This window comes from Micromonospora sp. C95 (genome assembly GCF_018070465.1).
In the GTDB taxonomy this organism is placed as follows: domain Bacteria; phylum Actinomycetota; class Actinomycetes; order Mycobacteriales; family Micromonosporaceae; genus Micromonospora.
In genome coordinates, this window is record NZ_JAGPXT010000001.1 from 93,355 (window position 1) to 114,414 (window position 21,060).

Annotated in this window: 16 protein-coding genes; 11 read left to right on the top strand and 5 right to left on the bottom strand. The window is 68.2% G+C overall.

The annotated features are described in order from the left end of the window. Positions 1-18 precede the first annotated feature (18 nt). Both KBX00_RS00450 and KBX00_RS00455 read right to left on the bottom strand, forming a co-directional pair. On the bottom strand, positions 19-426 hold the full coding sequence (locus tag KBX00_RS00450) for a roadblock/LC7 domain-containing protein (protein WP_210822038.1): 408 nt from the start codon (positions 424-426) through the stop codon (positions 19-21). Continuing rightward, a complete protein-coding gene (locus KBX00_RS00455; protein WP_301547111.1) occupies positions 426-2,933 on the bottom strand; it encodes a nitrate- and nitrite sensing domain-containing protein in 2,508 nt (835 codons plus the stop codon). The genes KBX00_RS00450 and KBX00_RS00455 overlap by 1 nt, the downstream gene beginning before the upstream one ends. A gap of 487 nt (positions 2,934-3,420) precedes the next feature. On the opposite strand from KBX00_RS00455, the gene KBX00_RS00460 reads away from it, so the two are divergent. The 3 genes from KBX00_RS00460 to KBX00_RS00470 all read left to right on the top strand — a co-directional run bounded on the left by KBX00_RS00460 (position 3,421) and on the right by KBX00_RS00470 (position 6,073). Further along, positions 3,421-4,308 (top strand): helix-turn-helix transcriptional regulator, encoded by an 888-nt coding sequence (locus KBX00_RS00460; RefSeq protein WP_210822042.1) that lies wholly within the window; start codon positions 3,421-3,423, stop codon positions 4,306-4,308. Then, positions 4,305-4,499, top strand: a complete 195-nt coding sequence (locus KBX00_RS00465) for a DUF397 domain-containing protein (RefSeq protein ID WP_210822044.1) — start codon at positions 4,305-4,307, stop codon at positions 4,497-4,499. The genes KBX00_RS00460 and KBX00_RS00465 overlap by 4 nt, the downstream gene beginning before the upstream one ends. 266 nt (positions 4,500-4,765) lie before the next feature. Next, positions 4,766-6,073 carry a hypothetical protein gene (locus KBX00_RS00470; protein WP_210822054.1) on the top strand — a complete coding sequence of 436 codons (1,308 nt, stop codon included), beginning with the start codon at positions 4,766-4,768 and terminating at the stop codon, positions 6,071-6,073. Here KBX00_RS00470 and KBX00_RS00475 read toward each other — a convergent pair. Further along, a complete protein-coding gene (locus KBX00_RS00475; protein WP_210822056.1) occupies positions 6,070-6,714 on the bottom strand; it encodes an HAD family hydrolase in 645 nt (214 codons plus the stop codon). The genes KBX00_RS00470 and KBX00_RS00475 overlap by 4 nt on opposite strands. Positions 6,715-6,890: 176 nt before the next feature. On the opposite strand from KBX00_RS00475, the gene KBX00_RS00480 reads away from it, so the two are divergent. From KBX00_RS00480 to KBX00_RS00490, 3 genes are all read left to right on the top strand, one after another. After that, positions 6,891-8,153 (top strand): hypothetical protein, encoded by a 1,263-nt coding sequence (locus KBX00_RS00480; RefSeq protein WP_210822058.1) that lies wholly within the window; start codon positions 6,891-6,893, stop codon positions 8,151-8,153. Between the two features lie 12 nt (positions 8,154-8,165). After that, a complete protein-coding gene (locus KBX00_RS00485) occupies positions 8,166-8,882 on the top strand; it encodes a creatininase family protein (protein ID WP_210822060.1) in 717 nt (238 codons plus the stop codon). Between the two features lie 399 nt (positions 8,883-9,281). Beyond that, positions 9,282-10,280 carry a phosphotransferase gene (locus KBX00_RS00490; RefSeq protein WP_210822062.1) on the top strand — a complete coding sequence of 333 codons (999 nt, stop codon included), beginning with the start codon at positions 9,282-9,284 and terminating at the stop codon, positions 10,278-10,280. 399 nt (positions 10,281-10,679) lie between these two features. Here the strand turns inward: KBX00_RS00490 and ribD are convergent, their stop codons facing one another. Both ribD and KBX00_RS00500 read right to left on the bottom strand, forming a co-directional pair. Beyond that, complete coding sequence (gene ribD / locus KBX00_RS00495) at positions 10,680-11,597, bottom strand: bifunctional diaminohydroxyphosphoribosylaminopyrimidine deaminase/5-amino-6-(5-phosphoribosylamino)uracil reductase RibD (RefSeq protein WP_210822064.1); 918 nt, start codon at positions 11,595-11,597, stop codon at positions 10,680-10,682. Continuing rightward, on the bottom strand, positions 11,597-12,817 hold the full coding sequence (locus KBX00_RS00500; RefSeq protein ID WP_210822066.1) for a hypothetical protein: 1,221 nt from the start codon (positions 12,815-12,817) through the stop codon (positions 11,597-11,599). The genes ribD and KBX00_RS00500 overlap by 1 nt, the downstream gene beginning before the upstream one ends. A 386-nt stretch (positions 12,818-13,203) precedes the next feature. Here KBX00_RS00500 and KBX00_RS00505 point away from each other — a divergent pair, with 386 nt between their 5' ends. The 5 genes from KBX00_RS00505 to KBX00_RS00525 all read left to right on the top strand — a co-directional run bounded on the left by KBX00_RS00505 (position 13,204) and on the right by KBX00_RS00525 (position 21,027). Next, positions 13,204-13,338: an FxLD family lanthipeptide gene (locus KBX00_RS00505; protein WP_210822068.1), complete on the top strand. Its 135-nt coding sequence runs from the start codon at positions 13,204-13,206 to the stop codon at positions 13,336-13,338. Positions 13,339-13,446: 108 nt separating this feature from the next. Then, positions 13,447-16,470 carry a lantibiotic dehydratase gene (locus KBX00_RS00510; protein ID WP_210822070.1) on the top strand — a complete coding sequence of 1,008 codons (3,024 nt, stop codon included), beginning with the start codon at positions 13,447-13,449 and terminating at the stop codon, positions 16,468-16,470. Beyond that, entirely contained in the window at positions 16,467-17,726 is a 1,260-nt protein-coding gene (locus KBX00_RS00515) for a lanthionine synthetase C family protein (RefSeq protein WP_210822072.1), read from the top strand. The genes KBX00_RS00510 and KBX00_RS00515 overlap by 4 nt, the downstream gene beginning before the upstream one ends. Positions 17,727-17,740: 14 nt before the next feature. Further along, entirely contained in the window at positions 17,741-19,816 is a 2,076-nt protein-coding gene (gene fxlM / locus KBX00_RS00520; protein WP_210822074.1) for a methyltransferase, FxLD system, read from the top strand. 134 nt (positions 19,817-19,950) lie between these two features. Further along, positions 19,951-21,027, top strand: coding sequence for a hypothetical protein (locus tag KBX00_RS00525; protein WP_210822076.1), 1,077 nt, complete (start codon positions 19,951-19,953; stop codon positions 21,025-21,027). Positions 21,028-21,060 lie beyond the last annotated feature (33 nt).

Sequence of the window (21,060 nt, forward strand, 5' to 3'; positions counted from 1 at the left end):
CCACCACCGGGCCACGGGTCAGTCGGCCGTACGCGGTCCTGGCTTGACCGCCTCACCGATGCGCGCGGCCAGCGCCGCCAGCTCGTACGCCACCGCGGCCGGGTCGCAGTCGGCGCGCGCCAACGCCGCCAGCGACGATCCGTCGGGCACCTGCTGCACGACCAAGATGCCGTCGTGCATCACCAACATCTGGAACTGCACACCGCCGGTCTGCAGCAGGTCCGTGGCACCACGCGCCAGGCTGACCAGACCGGACACGATCGCGGCGAGCTGGTCACCCCGGTCGGCGTCCAGCGCGGCGGTGCTGGCCAGCAGCAGCCCATCACCGGACACCGCGACGACGTGCGCCACGGCCGGCATCTGCCGGGCCAAGCCATCCAACACGACCGAGAGTTGAGGGTGGCGGGAAACGGTACTGACGCTCATCAGCGTTCTCCTGTCGAAAGGGGAGGAGTAGAAGACGCGGCCCGCAGGCCACGCACCGTGCCGGCGACCTGCGCCCGAATCGCCGCCGGGTCGATTCGCCTCGACGGTTCGGGCAACGGCCGCGTTGTCGGCAGCCCGCCCGGCACCACATGCGCCTGCGGGCGTCGTCGAGGAAGACCAGACGCGGTACGCCCATCGGTGGACGGTTCAACGGCCGACGTCGCCGCCTGCCAGCCCGCGTCCGCGGCCGTGCGGAAACCGCCGCCGTCGTCGGTTCCCGGCCACAGCCACGGCGACTGGGCCGCCATCTCCTGAAACATGGGCGGCTCCCCCGGCTCCGCCGAACCTGGCGGCAGCGGTCGTCGCTGGCGAGGCACCGCCGGCAGCTCCACCGTCGCGTCCACCGGTGTCGGTGGTGGCGGCTGTGGTGACGCCACCGGCGCCGGGGCGGTGGGTCCCGCCCACCCGACACCAGCCCAGGGCATCGATGGAGAGGCAGGCGACTCCGCTACGGGGGCAGGCCGCGGTGTGTGCTGGACCTGGCCCGGCACGACGATCTCCCGCACCCGTACCCGCGTCACGTACACCGCAGGCACCACCACCTCAGCGGTCAGACCAGTGGGCCGGGTGGCATTCAGCCGTACCCGCACCCCGAACTCGCGCGCCAGGCGGGATACAACGACCAAACCCATCTGGTCGGTGACAGCGACCTCCACCTCCGGACTCGCCAACAAGCTGTTGGCGCGCGCGAACTGCTCAGGAAGCAACCCAAGACCGGAATCGACCACGAGGACCTGCACATCGTGTCCGGACCACACCCCGAACACCTGCACCTCACCGGCGGAGAACCGGGTCGCGTTGTCCAACAACTCCGCCAGAATCGACTTCACCGCGTCCACGGCACGAGCGTCGATCTCCACCTCGACCAGCCGCCGAACGCTGATCCGCGCGAACCCCTCAGTCTCCGACAACGCCGCGTTGACCAGATCACTGAGCACGACAGGCTCACGCTGCGACTGGCCAGGCCCCCCGCCAGCCACGATCAACAGGTTCGCCCCATAACGGCGCAGCCGAGTCGCCTGCTGATCCGCGGTAAACACCTTCGCCAGCCGGTCCGGATCCTCCTCGTCCAGCTCCAGCAAATCGATGCTGCCCAACAACTGATCGGTCAACGTCTGCACCCGGCGACCAACAGAAGTGATCATGGCGCTCACCACGGCACGACTCCGCGCCTGACCGACCGCCGCGTCCACTGCGGCCTTCAACACCAGGTTGAAGGCCTCCGCGACCCGACCCACCTCGTCGCGGCCAACCACGGGAACCGCCACCCCACCGGCACCGCCGGCCAGGTTCTGCGCCGCCGTCGGATCCGACGTCGCCCGCAACCGCCGCACCAACGCGGGCAACTCCACATCCGTCACCCGCCGGGCACCCTGCTCAAGCGACGACAACTGAGCCACCAGCGACCCGGCCACCCGCACTGCCGTCACCACCGCCACCAGCAACATCACCAGCAGCACCACGGCCTGGACCACCGCCACGCGGACCTGCGCCAACCACAGGTCATCAGCCGCAGCCGCGACATCGGCGTTCACCGCCGCCTGCACCTGCGCCAGCAGATCCGCCCGGGCGGTCATCACCCGGCTCCACTGCTCAGCACCACCCGGCAACCGCACCGGCTCGTACACGCCGGTGCCCGACACCGCCCCGTCCAAGCGCACGGCGGCCAACACGTCAGGGCCGGTCAACGTCCGACCCAAGAACGCCTGCCACGACGACCGAGCAAGTCCATCAAACTCGCGCAACGCCTCGTCCTGCACCGACCGCGCGGCCACAATCTCGGCATGCAGCGCCGGAGTCAACCGCCGCGCCGCCACCGCCTGCAACACCGCCACTTCCTGCTGACCCACCGACTCCCGAGCACGCGACAACGCCGCCGACGCCCGCATCTCATCGGCGAGCTGCGGAGAAACCCCGCTCTGAGCCACGGCGGGCAGCACGTCGTCAAGATCAGCGATGACGCCTCGATAGGCGAAGGCCACCGCCGACAACGACACCCGACCATCACCACGCACCCGCTGCCGCTGCGCTCCCAACTCCGCCAAACCGGCGTGGACCCTGGCCAACACCACTCGCACGGACTCCGGAGGCCCATCAAGCCGGTCACGCTGCTCGCGGAACCGCGAAACTGCCCGATCCGTGCCCTGGACCGCGCGCTCGAAATCCGCAGGAGTAACCGTCGAGCCAGGCAGCAGCAGACCCACCGCAGCGTTCCGCTCGACCTGTAACCGCTGCGTCACCTCCGCGGCGGCCCCACTCGCGATGAACATGTCACCGGCGCGCTGGGCTGCGTCAGCCTCTCTAGCTGACGCCCAAAGGCCGAACCCCGTCGACAGCACCGCAGCCAGCACGGTCGGCACTACGATCAGCGCCGCCTTGAGCCGAACAGGAAGGTCCGCCAACGGACGCACCCTGGCGGCGATGCCTCGTCTCGCAGCGCTTTTCAACCCCGTCACCTTCGCCCTGGGATCTGCTGGTGGTCAAACGTGCCGCCGCACCTCATGAATCAGCTGATCGTCGTCAAGCCGGTTCGCAGGCAGCGCAGCGAAGAAAGCCCCCCGCGCCGGCCACACCACCTTCGGAGGACCGATAGGTGACCGTCCCGGCCAACCAGCCGATAAAAACTGCAATCGCCAGTAGCAACACTGGGAGCACCGCCTGTCTGAGTGACCGTCAATCCCGATCGCCAGCCGAACGCTCAAGCTCAGCCATTAGTCATTCACGGAGATCATGCCGACCGGAGGTTCACGCTGGGAATACCGACCTTCGGTCCGACCTCGCACACCGACTTGCGGTCCGACTAGCGTCTGGCCTGCCAAAAAAGCGGCGGATCCTCAGGGCGCGTCAGAATCACCCAACGAATTGGGGGTTACAGTGACATCACCCGGCCGACCGCACCGTCGACCGGGCTTGTGTGGTCCGTGGAGGCTGCCGGTGAACCGTCCCAGTCCGTACGTCCGCCGACGCTGGCTCGGACACGAAATCCGTCGCCTACGGGAGGAGCATGGCGTGACGGGCGAGTCCATTGCCCGTGCGTTGCAATTTCCGCGACAGCAGATTAGTGCTTTGGAGAACGGACATCTCGGCCCTGACATCGATCTCGTCAGCGGAATTTGTGACTACCTATCGGTAGGCGTGAAACGGCGGACCGCGATCATGGATGCGGCGGCCGACGGATGGGCGCGTGGATGGTGGGTGGCCGAGGCCCAACGGATGGGCGTCCGACAGGCCATCTACGCCGACCTCGAAAGCGGCACCAAAACCATCACCGAGTACGCCATTTCGCTAATCCCCGGCCTCCTCCAGACACCAGCGTTCGCCGACGCCCGGCTGCGCAGCGAACCCGCCCGTCACGGTGACAAATTCGATCCCGCCGCCGCAGTCACCGCCCGCGCTCGCCGCCAGGGCCTGGTGCTCGCCGCTGGCGGGCCGCGGTACGAAGCCGTCATCGACGAGATCGCGATCCGACGTTGCGCCGCCGACCCCGTCGTCGTCGCCGAGCAGCTTCGACACATCGTCGATGTGTGCGCGCACCATCCATCCGTGACCGTCCAGGTGCTGCCCGTAGATGCATCGATCAGGGGTCACAGCGCTCCCCGGTCCGCGTACTCGATCTACCGTTATCGCGACCCGCAGAGCTCACAGGCCATCGCGGTCGACACCCTCACCCACGACGTGATCCACACCGACCCAGATGAGCTGGACCCCTATTTGAGCCTGCACAGCCGGCTCAAGACCGCCGCGCTCTCACCTGAATCGAGTATTCGTCTCCTCCGCGCCGCGGCGGAGCGCCTGGCACCCACTGAAGGAGTCTCGGTATGACACACCAGCACATCTGGCGCAAGTCCAGCTACAGCGACGACGGCAACTGCGTCGAGGTTGCCAACACCACCAAACCGGTCCTGGTACGGGACTCGAAGAACATCGCCGGACCGGTGCTGCGGTTCCAGCCGGAACAATGGCACGCCTTCACCGAAGCCGTTCGTGATGGTGGATTCGCATCCCCATCGTGACAGAGAGGCACAAGCACCTCTCGCGTCACGACCCGGGCAAGACGCGCCCGGCTTCAGGGGGCTCGCGATACCGCGTCCATAAGTAGCGTTACCGAGACGGGCTCCCGTCTCGGTGACGCCGCCCGGGACTTCCTTGACTCTGAGTGTGCTCGCCACCACGATGGCGACAGCCAGAAACCGCACGCCACGCGGCAGCGTCTCCCGGCGTCCGGCGAGCCCGCTCGCCTATCTGTACCGGTCCGGTCGGTTCTCGAAAGGAGGTGTTGGTGCCTCGTCATCCGGAGACGATGATCACGCCGAACAGGCTCATGTCCGAGCGACGTGCCAGTTTGTCATCGCCGCGGCGGCCTGGGCAGCGCATGTCCCGGGCCGAACTTGCCGATGTGGTCAACGCCGCTCTGGATCAGCTCTACCCGGGCAGGGACCTCGTCGCTCACTACGTCGACCACCGATGGGTGGGCAAGCTGGAACGCGGGGAGCACCGCTGGCCCAGCGAGCAACGCCGCGCCGCTCTCCGACGTGCTCTCGGCGCCACCACTGACGCTGATCTCGGCCTCTACAGCCCACGACGAACGCCACCCGGTGACCCCGGTCCAGATGCCGTGAGCCGCCTCGTTCCTGCTCCGACGCGCATCGATTTCACCGGGCTCCGTGCCTGCCTCGACGCATTCGACGTTCCCCCCGACGGCCCGGTCCGGCCTGCGGATGACCTTCGCGCCGCCGTGAACCAGGTCGTGCGTCTGCGCCTTACCTCGAACTACCACCAGCTCGCGACCGTTGTCCCCGCCCTACTCGATGAGCTGCACCGCGCGCGACTCACCTGCACCGGCGCACGACACGAGAGCATCGCCGCCCTGTTGACTCAGGCGTACCGGGCGGCGGACGCTCTTGCGGACAAGTTCGGTCACCACGACCTGTCAGCCCGCATCATCACCATGATGACCAGTACAGCTCAAGACACATCGGACCCAGCAATCATGGCGACGGCCCAGTACGTACGCGGGGAGCTGTTTTTCCACAACGGCCGGCCGGACCTGGGACGGGCGCTGCTGGAGCGGGCCGCAGCCAACATCAGCTCCTGCACGAGCCAAACCGGCCGGGCGGCATATGGTGCCCTGCACATGCGCGCCGCAGTACTCGCTGGCCTCGCCCAGCGACCATCGCGAGCCTGGGACCATCTACAAGAGGCCGAGGTTCACGCACGGGCGGTGCCTGAGGGCGAATATCACGGCACCGCCTTCGGCCCCTCCTCGGTCCGCATACACAGAATGACCTTCGCCCTCGACTCCGGCGACCCTGACGCCGCCCTGCGCGCGGCTGAGGGCTGGGCCCCACCGACAACCGTTCCCAGCGAACGTCGCTCCCACTTCTACATCGACCTGGCCCGCGCCCACGCTCAGACGGGCACTCCTGCGCAAGCCGTCGATGCGCTGCTGCACGCAAGGACAGCAGCGCCCGAACACACCCGCATCCACCCTCACGTGCGTCAGGTCCTCGCCCTGCTGCGCTCACGAGCATCGACGGACGACCGCCTCTCCGAGTACGCGCGATGGGCAACGGCAGCGGTCGGCTAACCCGGCCGAACCAGACCGGGCAACTGCTCCAACGACTCCAGCACCCAGACACCGTGCTCGGCCATCACAGGGTCGCCAGCCCACAGATGCCCCCAAGGGCCACGCTTGATCAACGCCGACCGCAGCCCAGCAGCCTGAGCAGCTCTCACGTCATAGTCACGGTGGTCACCGACGTACAGGATCTCGTCCGCGCTGCCGCAGGCGAACTCGACAACCCGTGTGAAGAACCGTGGATCCGGTTTGGCAACCCCCCACTCGCCGGACGTCGCGACAGCATCGACCGGCAGCGCCAATTGCCGCAGCAGCTCCGCGGCCCGGCTGGTCTGGTTGCCAGCCACACCAACCCACAACCCGACTCTCCGCAACTCAGCGAGGGCGGGACGAACGTCCGGATACAGATCATCCTCGCTGATCATCTCACCGTGACCAGCACGCTCACGGCGCTCACGTTCGACCGAGAGATCGATGCCGGGACGCAGGTACTGAAACGCTTCGGCGTTGTTGCGGCCCTGCGCCACAACGATCCCCACCAAAGCCGACAAGGTATGCCTTGGCACGCGCAGCCAGTCAGCCCACGCCTGGAACTCCCGAGTGTCATCCAGCAGCGTCTCACCGACATCGAACACAACAGACCTGATCACGTACGACACCTCCGGGAAGGGCCAGCGTTCTACTCTAAAGGGCTGCCTCCGGGCGGCACTCCCATCTATGGGAGAGCCATCCGGTGCGGCACCGGCAGGGTGTTTACTTTCCATCGGGGGTATCGACTACCCATGCGGCTCGATCGGCACTTGCCTGCCCCACGAGGGAGGTGTAGATGCCGCGCCACCCCGACACCGTCATCACGCCCAACAGGCTGCTCGTCCAGGCCCGCCAACGCCTGACGTCACCGCACCGGCCCGGCCAGCGCATGTCCCGAGCCGAGCTGGCCGACGCCATCAACACCGCCCTCGACCTCCTCTACCCCGGGCGAAGCCTCACCGCCCACTACGTCGACCACAGATGGGTCGGCAAACTCGAACGCGGAGAACATCGCTGGCCCAGCCGCGAACGCCGCACTGCCCTCCGCCACGTGCTCGGCGCCACCACCGACACCGAACTCGGCCTCTACAGTCCGCGGCGTACCCCGGACGCCATCCGATCCGGCCATGTCCCGGACCAACCGGCTACGCGCCGGCCACTCCACGTCCGCGTCGGTGGCAAACTTCTCGACGGCGATCCAGAGGCATGGCTACATGCACTCGACGAGTTCACGAACCAACCCATGCGAACCTGGCCTCAACTCAGAGGCCGTGTGCAGGAGTACCTCGAAGTTCTCGATGATCTCCAGGGCGGCCACGGTCGTCCGCACCTTGCACGGGTCGATGCCCGCTGGTCGGAGTTCATGAGTTGGATCGCCGACAACACCGCCGCGCCCGAAGGTTGGGCGTGGCTTGACCGGTCGCACCGTCGCGCGATTGAGGCTGATGACGCATCGCTTGCCGCCTACACGCTCATGCGGCAGAGTCAACGTGCCCTCGACAACGGCGACGTTCGGGCGGCGATTGTCTTCTCACGCCGCTCCCTGGCACCCCGTTCGGTACCAGCCCGAACCCGCGCGCTGTGCCTTACCCGCATGGCCGAGGCATTAGCTGCCAGCGGCGACGACGAGGCACGTACCGCAATCATGGCGGCCCAACATGAGCTGCCCGGCGTGGATGCCAACGCGGTCGATGAGGACGACTTCGCCCGACACTGCGACCCGCGCTACGTTGCCGCAGTTGACGCCCGCTGCCGGCACTTGCTCGGTGATCCGGCATCCGCCACCACGATCTTCGAGGAGCTCCTCAGCGACCTAGCCGCCATCGCACCGATCGACGCCGGACTCTGGCACGCACACCTCGCCGAGTGCTACCTGCACTACGACCCGGAACGCGCTGCCGACCACGGAATGAGCGCGCTGCGGCTGGCGGACGAGGCCGCCTCCTACCGTGTCATACGCGCTACCCAGCCTCTCGCGATAGCGCTGCGCCGGCACAGCGCACTGCCCTCAGCCCGGACCTTCATCGACAGGCACCGCACCGCAGTGACAACCCAGTGACAAGATGACCCTATGGACCTGCTGCCGCTTATCACCAGCACCGACGTCGCCGCGAGCGCACCTGAGGTAGCCGTTCTACCCGTCGGCAGCTTCGAGCAGCACGGTTCGTTTCTACCGCTGACCACCGACACGATCGTCGCCACCGCAATCGCTGCGGCCATCGCGCGACAGCACAACGTCCTGGTCCTGCCGCCGATCACGCTGTCGTGCTCGCACGAGCACGCCGGCTGGGCCGGTACCGTCAGCATCAGCCACCAAACCCTCTCAGCGGTCATCGAGGACATCCGGTCCTCGCTCGCCGCGAGCGGAATCACCCGGCTGGCCATCGTCAACGGCCACGGCGGCAACTACGTGCTGTCCAACATCGTGCAGACCGCCAATACCGTGACGCCCGGCTCGATGACGCTGTTCCCAACCCGCACCGACTGGGCAAAAGCCCGGCAAGAAGCGCGCTTGGACAGCGACGCCCACCACGATATGCACGCCGGTGAGCTGGAAGTTTCCATCCTGCTACACGTACAGCCCCACGCGGTCGGCGAGGACTTCAGCGCTGGAGACCACGCCGCAGACGACCGACCGATGCTGCTACTCCACGGGATGAGCGCGTACACGAAGACGGGCGTCATCGGCCGCCCCTCAGCAGGCACCGCAGCCAAGGGCAAAGCCCTGCTGGCAAGCCTCGCGCAGTCGTTCGACGATCATCTCGCCGCCCTGCTGAGCCAGGGGTGACGGGAACAGTCCGACCGATCCTGTGAAGGGAGGCGAGAACCGCGCCGTCCCGCCACCTGTCGGTGTATAGATCCGAGTGCAGAGATACGTACGGCTGCAAGTGCAACCTGATGCCTAGTTCGGTATGCGTCCGGCGAGTCGCTGCCTACTCTGACGACGGTCCAAGTCGGTGACGTTGCGTTACGGGATGTTGCTGAGCCGTCCGTTCTCTCGGCGTGCGGATCTGCCGAGATCAGTGCGCGTCACCATACCCGTGAGAGGCATCCACGCGCGCGATGCCTTAAGCTGGTCGATTTGGAGATCGTCAGCTAATGGGCTTGGCTCAACCGGCGGGTGAATCTGCGGAGGCTAGGACCACTGGCGGAGGATCGATACAGGCGCTCCAGACGGGGACCGGAAATGACCGCTGAACGAAAATTCGCCGACGCCGAAACCCTGACCCCAGTGATGCGGGAGGTCTTCGGCACTGACCGCCGCATCGCCGCCGTCGAACGCCTACTCAATGGCACCAAGAAGGGTGTCTACCGCATCATGCTGGACGACGCCACGAGCGTGATCGTCTACGTCTGGAACGCCGACGAGGACTACTGGGACGGGCTTCTCCCGGATGGCCACGACGACCCGTCGAACCCGTTCGCTCACGCCTCGGGTATCGACTTCTTCGAGGGTGCCACCCGTCGACTGGAATCGGTCGGAGTTCGGTCGCCGCGGCTGTTGCTAGCCGACCGCAGCAAGGACTTCTACCCGGCCGACATCGCCGTCGCTGAGGACGTCCGCGGCGGAACGCTGGAGGCGCTGCTGGAACGCGACCCGGACGCAGGCCGGCAAACGCTCGCGCAGCTCTCGGACATGCTTCGGCGCATGCATGCCTACCGCGCGCCGGCGTTCGGACGGGTCGCGTGGATCGACAGCGGAGGAGCAGCGCCGGACAAGACCTGCGAGCAGGCCTACCTGGAACGCGCGCTGGTGAACATTGCCACCGCCGTGCCCCGCGATGCCCGCGCGGCTGAAGGTGAGGCAATGCTGGAGGGGAAACTCCGCACCCTGCACGCCGCACTCGGCCCGCGCGCAGAACACGGCGTGGTCCACGGCGAACTCTGCGCGGAACACACGCTCGTCGGGCCGGACGGGGAGCCCGTCATCATCGACATCGAGGGCCTGATGTACACCGACATCGAAGTAGAGCACTGCTGGATGCGGATGCGCTTCGGCCCGCACTACGAGGCGCTCCGCAACCCAGACCTCGACCCGCAGCGTGTCAAGTACTACCAGTACGTCATGCATCTAGATCTGGTCGGCGGCCCGCTCCGTATCGCCGAGGGTGACTTCCCGAACCGGGAGTGGATGCTCGACGTTGCGGACTTCCACCTCCAGAAGGCGCTCGCCTACGAGACATGAGTCGGCCGTGGGTCTTCCAGCGTGGTGCGGAGGTCGCCATCAGGCCCGACGGCATCCTCATCTGCCGCCATCCGGTACGAGCGCGACTAACCCCGGCAGTGACAGAGTGTAATCGGCCAGTGGGTCGGCCGTTGTGGCGTGGAGGTTGCTCGACAAGGCGTCGTCGGCTCTTCAGGGACGTGGATCTCTGTACGCTCTGGCGTACCTGCCTGTACACCCGGCCCTGTACGCCGACACCACTGTCATCACGCCCGTCAGCGGCGTGCCCGTGACAGCCCGGCCAGCACTTGTCCCAAGCCGAGCTGGCCGGCGCCATCAACTCGGCGTGCTTGTTCTAGGCTCACGCATTCTAGGTATGGCAGGCAGTGATCGCTCGATTTCAGCTGCGGCAGCAGCGCATCAGCGCATGCCCGGCTGTGCGATGTCGGCTCTTTCAGGAGACGGCTTGGGCCGGCGGAGGTGAACACGCACTCCCGTGCTGTCGGGCGAGATATCAGCCAACTCGAAACCCGCCGGCGTGAGGTCCGCGGTGGCTGCCGCGAGGGCCCCCGTCGGTGGGGTTTTTTTGATGGCGACCACGATCTCATCGACGCAGTCAAGGTTGTCGTGGAATGCGCCGGAATGATGGGCTCCGACGGCCAGGATGGTTCGCGAGCCGGTGGCGTAGCAGGCTGACAGCCACGGTCGGAGATCACCGCTCAGGTCGTCGGGCAGCGTGAAGTGTTCGGGCGCGTGACCGCCGGAAACGCCCTCCTCAAGGGTCTTGTCGCTGAGCACGAGGTCTGTCCCACTTCGCAGATCCGCGGTTAGTTGCTCGTTGACAGGCTGGCTGTCCTGCGTGTCGAAGGCGTAGGTCCAGATCAGGTAGGGACGGCGGCGGCGGGTGGCGACAAGCCAGGGGCCGAGGACGGTGAGGGTCTCGTCGGGCAGCACGTTGGTCTCGACCTCAATGCCGTGGGCGGTGAGCATCGCGGCGCCGCCGTCGCCTCGGGAGGTCGGGTCGAGGACGCTGATGACGACTCTGGTGACGCCGGCGTTGATGAGTTCCTGGCGGCAGGCCGGGGTGACGCCGATGTGGTTGCAGGGTTCGAGCGTGACGACGGCGGTGCCGCCTCGCGCTGCGGCTCCCGCCGTGCTGAGCGCGTTCACTTCGGCGTGGGCTTCTCCTTTGCGCCGGTGATAGCCGGCGCCGACAACGTCACCACGGCGATCGAGGATGACGCAGCCGACGGGCGGGTTTGGGCTCGTGGTGCCCAAGCCGAACGAGGACAACGTGATCGCTTGCCGCATCGCGGTCAACTCGACGTCGGATGCCATCAGGTGACCTCCCGGAGGTCATCTAGAAAGACGCGGACCTCTGGTAGTTGCTGGTGCACGTTAACTGCGGCGCCGAGGTACGCGAGTTGATGCAGGATTCGTCGTGATCCCGCCCGACGCGCGATCGGCAAGGCGTGGTGTGCCGTCACCGCAGCCTGGTCGGGCTGGTTCGCTGCGGCATGGGCCATTGCCTTGTTCAGCAGGGCGGAGGCGAAGTCCTGGCGATGCTGCCGTGGAATCGCAGGAAGAGCTTCGTCGATGACGCCGATGGCCTCTTGTGGCCGCTGCGCCAGCCGAAGACAGGCCCCGCGGTGCACTTCGATGTAGCCGCTGGTGCAGTAGGAGCCGTGCTCGCCCTCTGGCTTTCCCGGGTGGCGGTCCGCCGCCCAGCGATGCGCGGCGTCCAGCAGGCGCAGCGCCGCGCGGTGCTCGCCTGTGGCGGCGAGGGAGTGCGCGTGCTGGACACGCAGCGCCGCCCGCATCGGTCCGGGGAGCTTCTGGTCGTAAAGCAGCGCCGCTTCGGCCTGCTCAACGGCCTGGGCGGGGTGTCCGCTGGTCAACCACTGTTGGCTGCTGCGGTAGGCAGCCCAGGCGGTCATGGTCGGGTCGGCGATCTGGCCTGCCCAGGCGAGAGCCTGTCGTGTCCGGCGGTGGCCTGCGGCGTGGTCGTCGAGGGATTGGTGCAGCCAGGCCGCGGATTCGGCGTATTGCGCGGCGAGGCGGATGACGGCAGGGCGAAGCGCCTGGGGCACCTCGCTGGGAAGATCCTCGATCGTCGTCAGTTGTCTGGTGACGCCCATCAGCGCGTACTCGGGGCCGAACATCTTGTCGTTCTCGACCAAGAGATGCCACTGTTCACGCAACAGGTGGATGGTCTCGTCCCAGCTGCCTGGTCGTGGCTCGGGCGTCTCGTCGACGACGCCTGTTCCATCGCTTCGTCGAGGGCTGTAGAGGTCGAGATCAGCATCGGTGGCGGCGTCGAGTACCCGACGCAGCGCTGCTCGCCGCGCTTCGCTGGGCCAGCGATGCTCGCCACGCTCCAGCTTGCCGACCCAACGGAAGTCGACGTACTGGGCGGTGACGTCACGGCCCGAGCAAATGCGGTCGAGCGCCGCGTTGACCGCATCGGCCAGCTCGCTGCGGGACATGCACTGGCCAGGACGCATCGGCGAGGACAGACGACGCCGGGCCTCACTGAGCGCGGTGTTCGGCCTGATCATGGTGTCCGGATGACGAGGCACCGATTTCCCCTCTACCCAGCATGCCGACCTCCGCCGACTATGCCACCGGTTGTCTAGATCATCCAGCTCTCACGCTGTCACGCCGCGAAGCGACACGGGCCACCGCGAAGTCGGACCGCAAGTCGGTATTCCCGCACCATTCACTATGAGTGATCGTGTAAGGCGTAGCCGGTGAGGCTTTAGGCGGCAGCCGGCCGCTTCAGGCCTGCTTGCCGAGGTCAGGGAAGGCGTGCGTCGCTGTTCGGCCGGCAGCGGCAGCTCCCGTTTCTCGACGCTGGCTACAGAGGAACGTGAAGTAGCCGACGGGTCGGTAGCCGCTGGGGCTGCCTGCCCACCCATCGCAAGTCTCGTTGGAGGGACCAGTCATGGACAACCTGCTCGCCGTCAGCGGTGACCCGTTCCAGCTCGACGTGGAGATCGTCACGGAGGGTCCGGTCGCCGCGGCGTTGTTGGCGGACACGGACGACGGCTGCGACACCGTGAAGGGCAGCGACTGCTAGTCGCCGCACTTCAGTCGGTTCCGGCGGGCGGTCCCCCGTGCGCCCGCCGGAACCGGCGTCCCACGAAGGCAGGGCCTCGCAGGGAAGTGTTGACGGCAGGAAGGTGTCATGTTTCGCACTGTTGATGCCGCCACCGTCCGCATCGCAGCTCATGTGTGGCCGGATCATGGGGTGCCCTGGTCGCACCGACACGATCCTGCCGGTGTCGAAGCCTGGCTGCGGGCGACCTGGCGTCAGGTCGGGATGGCGGAAGCGGTCTGGGTGGCGAGTCCCGGATTCGCCGACCGTGTAGAGGCGGCTCTCGCTGGCGGAAGGTTCGACGCTGGCCAAGGGTGGCGGTTGGCGTTGGCGTTGGCGCGGTACCTGGTCCGCGCTCGGCGACGGGCGACGCCCTTCGGGTTGTTCTCGGGAGTGGCGACGTTGCGTTTCGACACGGTAGCCGCAGTGACGTCGTCAGAGCGGTCGGCGGTGCGTGTACGCCCGGACGCGGAGTGGCTGGCGTCGCTGGTCGCGCAGCTTGAGGCCGATCCGAAGGTACGCCGTGGCCTGTACGTCCAGGCGAACAACCTGGCGCGGGTGTCTGGGCTTCGGATCGTCGTGGAGTGCCGGCCCCATGCCTGCGCAGTCACCGGGGGCGCGTTCTCGGTGAGGCGTACCGAGGCGGTGCGGCTGGCGATGTCGCTGGCCTGCGGGCCGGTGCTGTGGGCTGACCTGGTCGACAAGGTCGCCGCCAGCTACCCGGACTTCCCGCGTACGTCGGCTGAGGCGCTGGTGGTCGACCTGGTCGATCAGGGCGTGTTGATATCTGCCCTGCGGCCGCCGTCTACCTGCGCCGACCCGATCAAGCACGTCTTGGACCAGCTTGACGCCATCCCTCATACCGACCCCGGCGGGCAGATGGTTCAGGAGCTTCGGGCGCTGCACGGTCGCCTCGGTGCCACCGCAGGCCGGGCGGCAGACGTGCGTGGGCTGGCCGCTCGGATGCGGGAGTTGGCGGTGGCTCGGCAGCCGTTGGCGGTGGATGTCCGGCTCGCGGATCAGGTTGTGGTGCCGCATCAGGTCGCCGCGGAGGTCATCGCGTCGGTGGAGGTGCTGCGTCGGTTGACGCCGCATCCGACGGGGCGGCCGGAGTGGCGCGCTTACCAGGCCCGGTTTGTCGATCGGTACGGGATGGCGGCGGTGGTGCCGCTTGCCGAGGTGGTCGATCCGGTGGCCGGTCTGGGCTACCCGGAGCACTTCGGCAGCATCGATTCCCCGGCGGTGCCACTGTCCGGTCGGGATGAGCGCTTGATGGCGTTGGCGCAGCAGGCGCTGATCGACGGTGTCCGTGAGGTGGTCCTCGATGATGCCGCCGTGCGGGCCCTCGCCGGCCCAGCCCACGGCGAGAGACTTGTCAGTCCGCATGTTGACGTGTCGGCGGAGGTGCGCGCGGTGTCGTTACGCGCGCTGGAGGAAGGCCGGTTCCTGGTCGCGGTGACGGGTATAGGCCGCTCGGCGATGGCGACGAGTGGCCGCTTCCTCGACGTGCTGCCGTATGCCGAGCGCGAGTGGATGCGTCGGGAGTTCGCGCGCCTGCCGGCCGCGGTGGAAGGGGCCATGCCGGCGCAGGTGAGCTTCCCGCCGCGCAAGCTGCATGCCCAGAACGTGCTCAGGTCCCCGCAGGTACTCCCGTGGCTGGTCAGCATTGCCGAGCACCGCCCTGCTGCCGACAACGTGATCGGCCTCGACGACCTCGGCATGGCAGCCGGCGGCGATCGGTTGGTTCTGGTGTCGATGTCGCGGCGTCGGGTGGTCGAGCCCACCGTGGCGCACGCCGCCGCCGTACACACCATGCCGCTGCTCGCCCGATTCCTCGTCGAGCTACCGCGAGCCTCGGACGCTCGACTCAAGCCGTTCGACTGGGGCGCGGCGTCCTGTCTGCCGTTTCGACCCGCCCTGCGGTACGGCCGGGTTCTCCTGTCCGCGGCGCGGTGGCGGATCGACCCGGCGCGGCTGCCCGCCCCAGCTGTCAGCGACGGCGAATGGTCGGCGGCATGGGAAGCGCTGCGCGAGAGGCTACGGCTGCCGAGATGGGTGCAGGTCGGCAGCGGCGACCAGCGACTGCGGCTCGACCTCGATCAGGCCATGGACCGGTCGCTGTTGCGCGCCCACCTGGACGCCAACAGCGACGCGGCGGTCACCATCGTCGAGGCGGCGGGGCTGGAGGACTTCGGATGGCTGTCCGGCCGCGCGCACGAAATCGTCGTACCGGTCGCCTCCACAGCCGCTCCGGCCACAGCTCCCGCCGCGGTCGCTGCCCGAGGCTCGTGGCCGCCTCCTGCACCAGCGGACCCGGTTGCGCCGGGCGAGAGCGGGTTGCTGTCTGGATCGCTCACCGTCGAGCCGTCGATGATGGAGTTGGTGCTGCGGCGAGGGCTGCCGGCGCTGTTCGCTGACTGGCCCGAGCCGCCGATGTGGTGGTTCATCCGCATGCGCCGCCCATACCCGCACCTGCGGCTCCGGCTACACACGTACGACTACGGTCAGGCGGCAGTCAGAGTCGGCCGGTGGGCTGCCGCGCTTCGGCAGCAGGGACTCGCGGGTGATCTGCGCCTGGACACCTACCGTCCCGAGACCGGCCGGTACGGCGACGGCCCAGCCATGTCTGCCGCCGAGGAGCTGTTCGCCGCGGACTCCCGCGCCGCCGTGACCCAGATGGCGACGAAGGACGAATCCCGGCTCGACCCGCAGGCACTGACCGCCGCGAGCATGATCGACCTGGCCGCCGCGATGCTCGGCAGCCGCGACGACGGGTGCCAGTGGTTTGTCGCCCGGCCGGAACACCCCGGCCGGGCGCCGATCGACCGAGGCGTCCTGCGCCAGGCGGTCACCCTCGATCCGACGTCGTTACCGGAGCCGGTTCAGCACGCGTGGCGGGAACGTTCCCGGGCCGCCGCCCGGTACACCGACGCGTTGTCGGCCTCCGCCGGTGCTCTGACTCCCGCAGGGGTGCTCACGTCGCTGATGCATCTGCATTTCGTTCGCACGCACGGCCCGGACGAGGCTGCCGAGCAGGTCACGTATCGGCTCGCCCGCCACATCGCGCTGGCGGCGGTACGTCGCCGTGATCGCATTACAGGAGCTGGCCGATGACCGTCACCCTGCGTGCCACGCCACTGCGACGAGCGGCCGAGACGACGGCCTCGTGCATCACCGACACCCTGACCGAGCCGCCTGCCCAACCCACCGGTGTCGACTACGGGCCGCGAAGCACGCGCTGGTATGGCCAATCGCTGTCCAAAGGGGCCGCCGGCGTGGCGATCCTGCACGGGGTACGCGCGCAGACGGGGCACGGTGGATGGGAGCCGGTCCGTGCGTGGCTGCGCCGCGCGAGCGCGGAGACGCTGAACAACGGCACCGGGGCGGGGCTGTGGTTCGGTGTACCCGCTGTCACCCATGCCCTGACCACGGCCATGCCACACGCCCGACCAGCTGCCCTGGACGCCCTGGACCACGCCGTCGCGGACCTTGCCGAGCGTCGGCTGGCCGACTCCGAGGCGCGCCTCGGAGTCGGCGCCCGGCCCGCGCTGTCGGAGTTCGACCTCGTCCGCGGGCTGACCGGCCTGGGAGCCCACCTGCTGCGCCGTCACCCTGGCGGCGACCTGCTGCGCCGGGTACTGGCATACCTGGTGCGGCTCACCGAGCCGGTCGACGCCGACGACGAGGCAGGCCGGCTCGCGCCGGGCTGGTGGAGCACAGACCCACCCAATGCCGAGGGCCCTGAGCGGGGCGGGCATGCCAACGTCGGCATGGCGCACGGCATCACCGGTCCCCTGGCCCTGCTGGCTCTGGCACTGCGTCAGGACATCCGGGTGCCGGGCCAGATCGAGGCGATCGGCCGGATCTGCTCGTGGCTGGACAGGTGGCAGCAGGTGAGCCCGGCGGGCCCATGGTGGCCCGAAAAGATCACGGTTGCGGAGTTGCATGCCGGGCAGCCCGCGGTGAACGGCCCGGCGCGGCCGTCCTGGTGCTACGGCACCCCCGGTATCGCCCGGGCCCAGCAGCTCGCCGGGATCGCCCTCGGCGACCCTGCCCGGCGGCAGGCGGCAGAAGACGCGCTGGCCCGCTGCCTGGCCGACCCCGTCCAGCTCAGCCGGATCATCGACCCGGCGCTGTGCCACGGCTGGGCAGGACTCGCCGCGACACTCTGGTACGCCGCCGCCGATGCCCGCGACACCAGCCTGTCCGCCGCCGTGCCCCAGCTGATGCGCCTGCTGATCCAGCACGCCACCAACCCCACCCCCGCGCCGTCCGGCTTGATCTCAGGTCCCGCCGGCATCGCCCTGACCCTGCACACCTTCGCTACGGGCACCGACATCCACTGGTCCACGAGCCTGCTGATCAACTAGACGAGGAGAGCGTCATGGACCTCGATCCCGACACCGAGGCACCAACGGACACAGGGCCGGTCAGCCGGTGGCGCCAGGTGAATCTGACCTTCACGAACTGGCGGACTGCTGAGAAGTACGCCGCGGACCGGCTCGCCCCCGCGCTCGTCGCCGCCGAAGACGACGGCGTGATCCGTGCGTTCTGGTTCGTCCGCAAGTCCGAGACGTGGCGGCTGCGGCTGCTGCCCGGCGGTCGGCTCCCCCCGGTCTACGCCCTGCTCGCCGGCATCACCGCCGACGACCGGATCCGCGATGTCGCCGAGCCCGTCTACCGGGCGGAGGCGTACGCCTTCGGCGGCGAGGACGCGATGACGATCGCCCACACCCTCTTCCACGCCGACAGCCGCCACATCCTCGGCCACCTCGCCGGCGGCGGCGACCACCGACGAGAGCTGGGCGTGCTGCTCGCCACCCGCCTCATGCGCGCCGCCGGCCTCGAATTCTCCGAACAGGGCGATGTCTGGCGGCATATCACCACCCGCCGGCACCAACCTCACACACCCGCGCCGAGCCCCACGCTGATCGCCGCCGTGCAGCGTCTGGTCACCGCCAGCGACGACACGCCACGCAGCCCGTTGAGCACCACTCCTGCATGGCCGAGGGCACACGAGCAGGCGGGCCGAGACCTCAAGTTCCTCGACCGGAACGGCGTACTGACCCGCGACCTGCGCGGCGTGCTGACCCACCACGTCCTGTTCCTGTTCAACCGGCTCGGCATCTCGGCCACCGATACCTGGCTGCTGGCCACAGCCGCCATACACGTCGCCTTCCACACGTCCGACATCCCACCCGGCGACCGCTCCGCCGGGACAACCGACAGTAGGGTAAAAGCAGTGAACTCCTCCCAAACCGAAGTTGACGGCCCCAACGCAGCCGCGCTACGCGAACAGCTCGTCACCACCCTCAAACAGCGCGGCCACATCCGCTCCGCCCCTGTCGAGCAGGCATTCCGGACGGTGCCCCGGGAGCAGTTCCTTCCCGGCGTCGATCTGGAAACCGTCTACACCCGCCGTCAGATCGTCACCAAACGCGACCCCCACGGCGCGGCGCTGTCGTCGGCATCGAGCCCCAGCCTCGTCGCGGACATGCTCGAACAACTCGACCCGCAACCCGGAGACCACGTCCTGGAGATCGGCGCGGCCACCGGCATCAACGCCGCCCTCCTCGCCGAGCTGACCAACCCCGGCGGCACAGTCACGACGATCGAACTCGACCAGGACCTCGCCGACGGTGCCCGCGCCAGCCTCGACCGCGCCGGCTACGAGGCCGTCGAGGTGATCTGCGGCGACGGAGCCTTCGGTCACCCCGAATCCGCCCCGTACGACCGGGCCATCATCACCGCCGGAGCGTGGGACATCCAGGCAGCCTGGTGGAGTCAACTCGCCGACCACGGCCGGATCGTCCTACCCCTGCGCCTGCACGAGAGCGGCCTGACCCGGTGCTTCGCCTTCGACCGCACCGGCCCTACGACCCTGGTCAGCACCACGACACCGCTGGTCTGCGGGTTCGTACCCATGCGCGGTACGGCCGAGCACACCGACCAGCACACCCGCCTGGCCTCCGACGTGGTCCTCAAACTCGACGCCGGCGACCAACCCGACCGCGCCGCCCTCGCCCACACCCTGAACCACCCCCGGTACGAACGCTGGACCGGCATCCAGGTCACCGACGACGACCCCGTCGGCCACCTCGACCTGTGGCTCCTCGTGAACGCCAACAAGCCGTTCGGCCGTCTCCGCGCAGGCGACACCGCCCACACCAGCGCACTTGTCACCCCCGCCTACCGATGGGCCGGAGCCGCCATCTACCACGGCGGCACCATCGCCTACCTCGCCTTCCAAGACACCGGCGACGGCCAGCACGAACTCGGCGCCATCGCCAACGGGCCCGAGGCCGACAAGCTCGCCGCGGAACTGACCGACCTGCTCGACCAGTGGGACGAGGCAGGCCGCCCCAACAAGCCCACCGTCACCGCCCACCGCGCGGGAACCGAACCGGTCCAGACCGGCGACATCAGCCGACCCGACACGGTCCTCACCATCTCTTTCTGACCGCGCGCCGCCGGGGTCGCAGCCCCCGCCCCGGCGACCCGATGCGAGCGCGGCCGGCCTGCAGTGCACCACGGCAGGCCACCGCACCTCCTCGCGCCCCGAGGCACGGCCCTTCCGCAGCAGATGAGGACACCATGCCCGTCGTCCCTACAATCGCCGCCCGATTCCCCCTCGTCGCCCGCAAACGCCCACCAGCAAAACCGCTCGACGCACGGGTAACGCGACTCGCCGGGCTCGCCGGGCTCGCACACCGCGAACACGACCCGGAGAAGGCGTCGATGGTGTTCAACGGAGCCGCTCTCGTCGCCTCCGACTGCGCCGCCGCAGAACTCGCCGAACTCTGGTGCCACCGCCACGCGAACCTCTACCTCAGCCGCGCCCCTCTCAACGGGTACACCGCCCGGTTCGCTCTCGAACCAGTCGTCAATCTCGCCCGCCTCCGCATCCGCGCCGGCGACGGAGAAAGTGCGCACCGCCTGCTCACCGATCTCTACCAGGCGGTCGTCGACAGCGACCCCGTTGTCATCAGCGGGTTGGAGATACATCCCCGGCAGCTCCCTGCGGAGGCCGAAGAACGCGCACAGATCACCCACTGGCTCCGCAACGTTCTACTCTCCGACGGAACCCGCGCCCTCACCATCACCGGCCGATGGACCGACGCCATGACGCATATTCAACGCTTCGACGGAATCGGGGACACTTTGCGCGACGGGCGACAGGTCGCCGTCGTGGCCCAGCTCATCCAGGGAAACACCCCCGCAGCTACCGCCATCCTCAACCGCACCACGATCGAGCACCCGTGGGAGGAACTGGTACGCGATCTCCTACATACCTGGAGCGCAGCCACCGCCGGCGATCAAAGCCGAGCCGACCGAGAACTGATCGACCGAGCCTCAACCATGGCGCCAGGCTCCGGACTCTCGGTATTTCGCACCCGCCTCGTCCTCACCGCCCTCGACCTTTCCACAACCGTTGCAGCCGAACTGATCGATCGTCTGGCCACAGAGGTAATCCAGCAGCAGGACGCCAACCCGGCGCGCGATCTCCTCAACCACCCAGCCATCGGTCCCGAACACCACGGCCCGCTACAGCAGATGATCAACGCAAGCGGCCTCGGCCTTGGACACCTTCCGGAACCGGCCCACCGCACTCTCTCGTCGGCACTCGACCTGGCCGCAACCGTGTTACGCAACAGCCAAACCAAACGTTGAATCCCGCTTCCGAGAAGACCGCCGAGATGATGC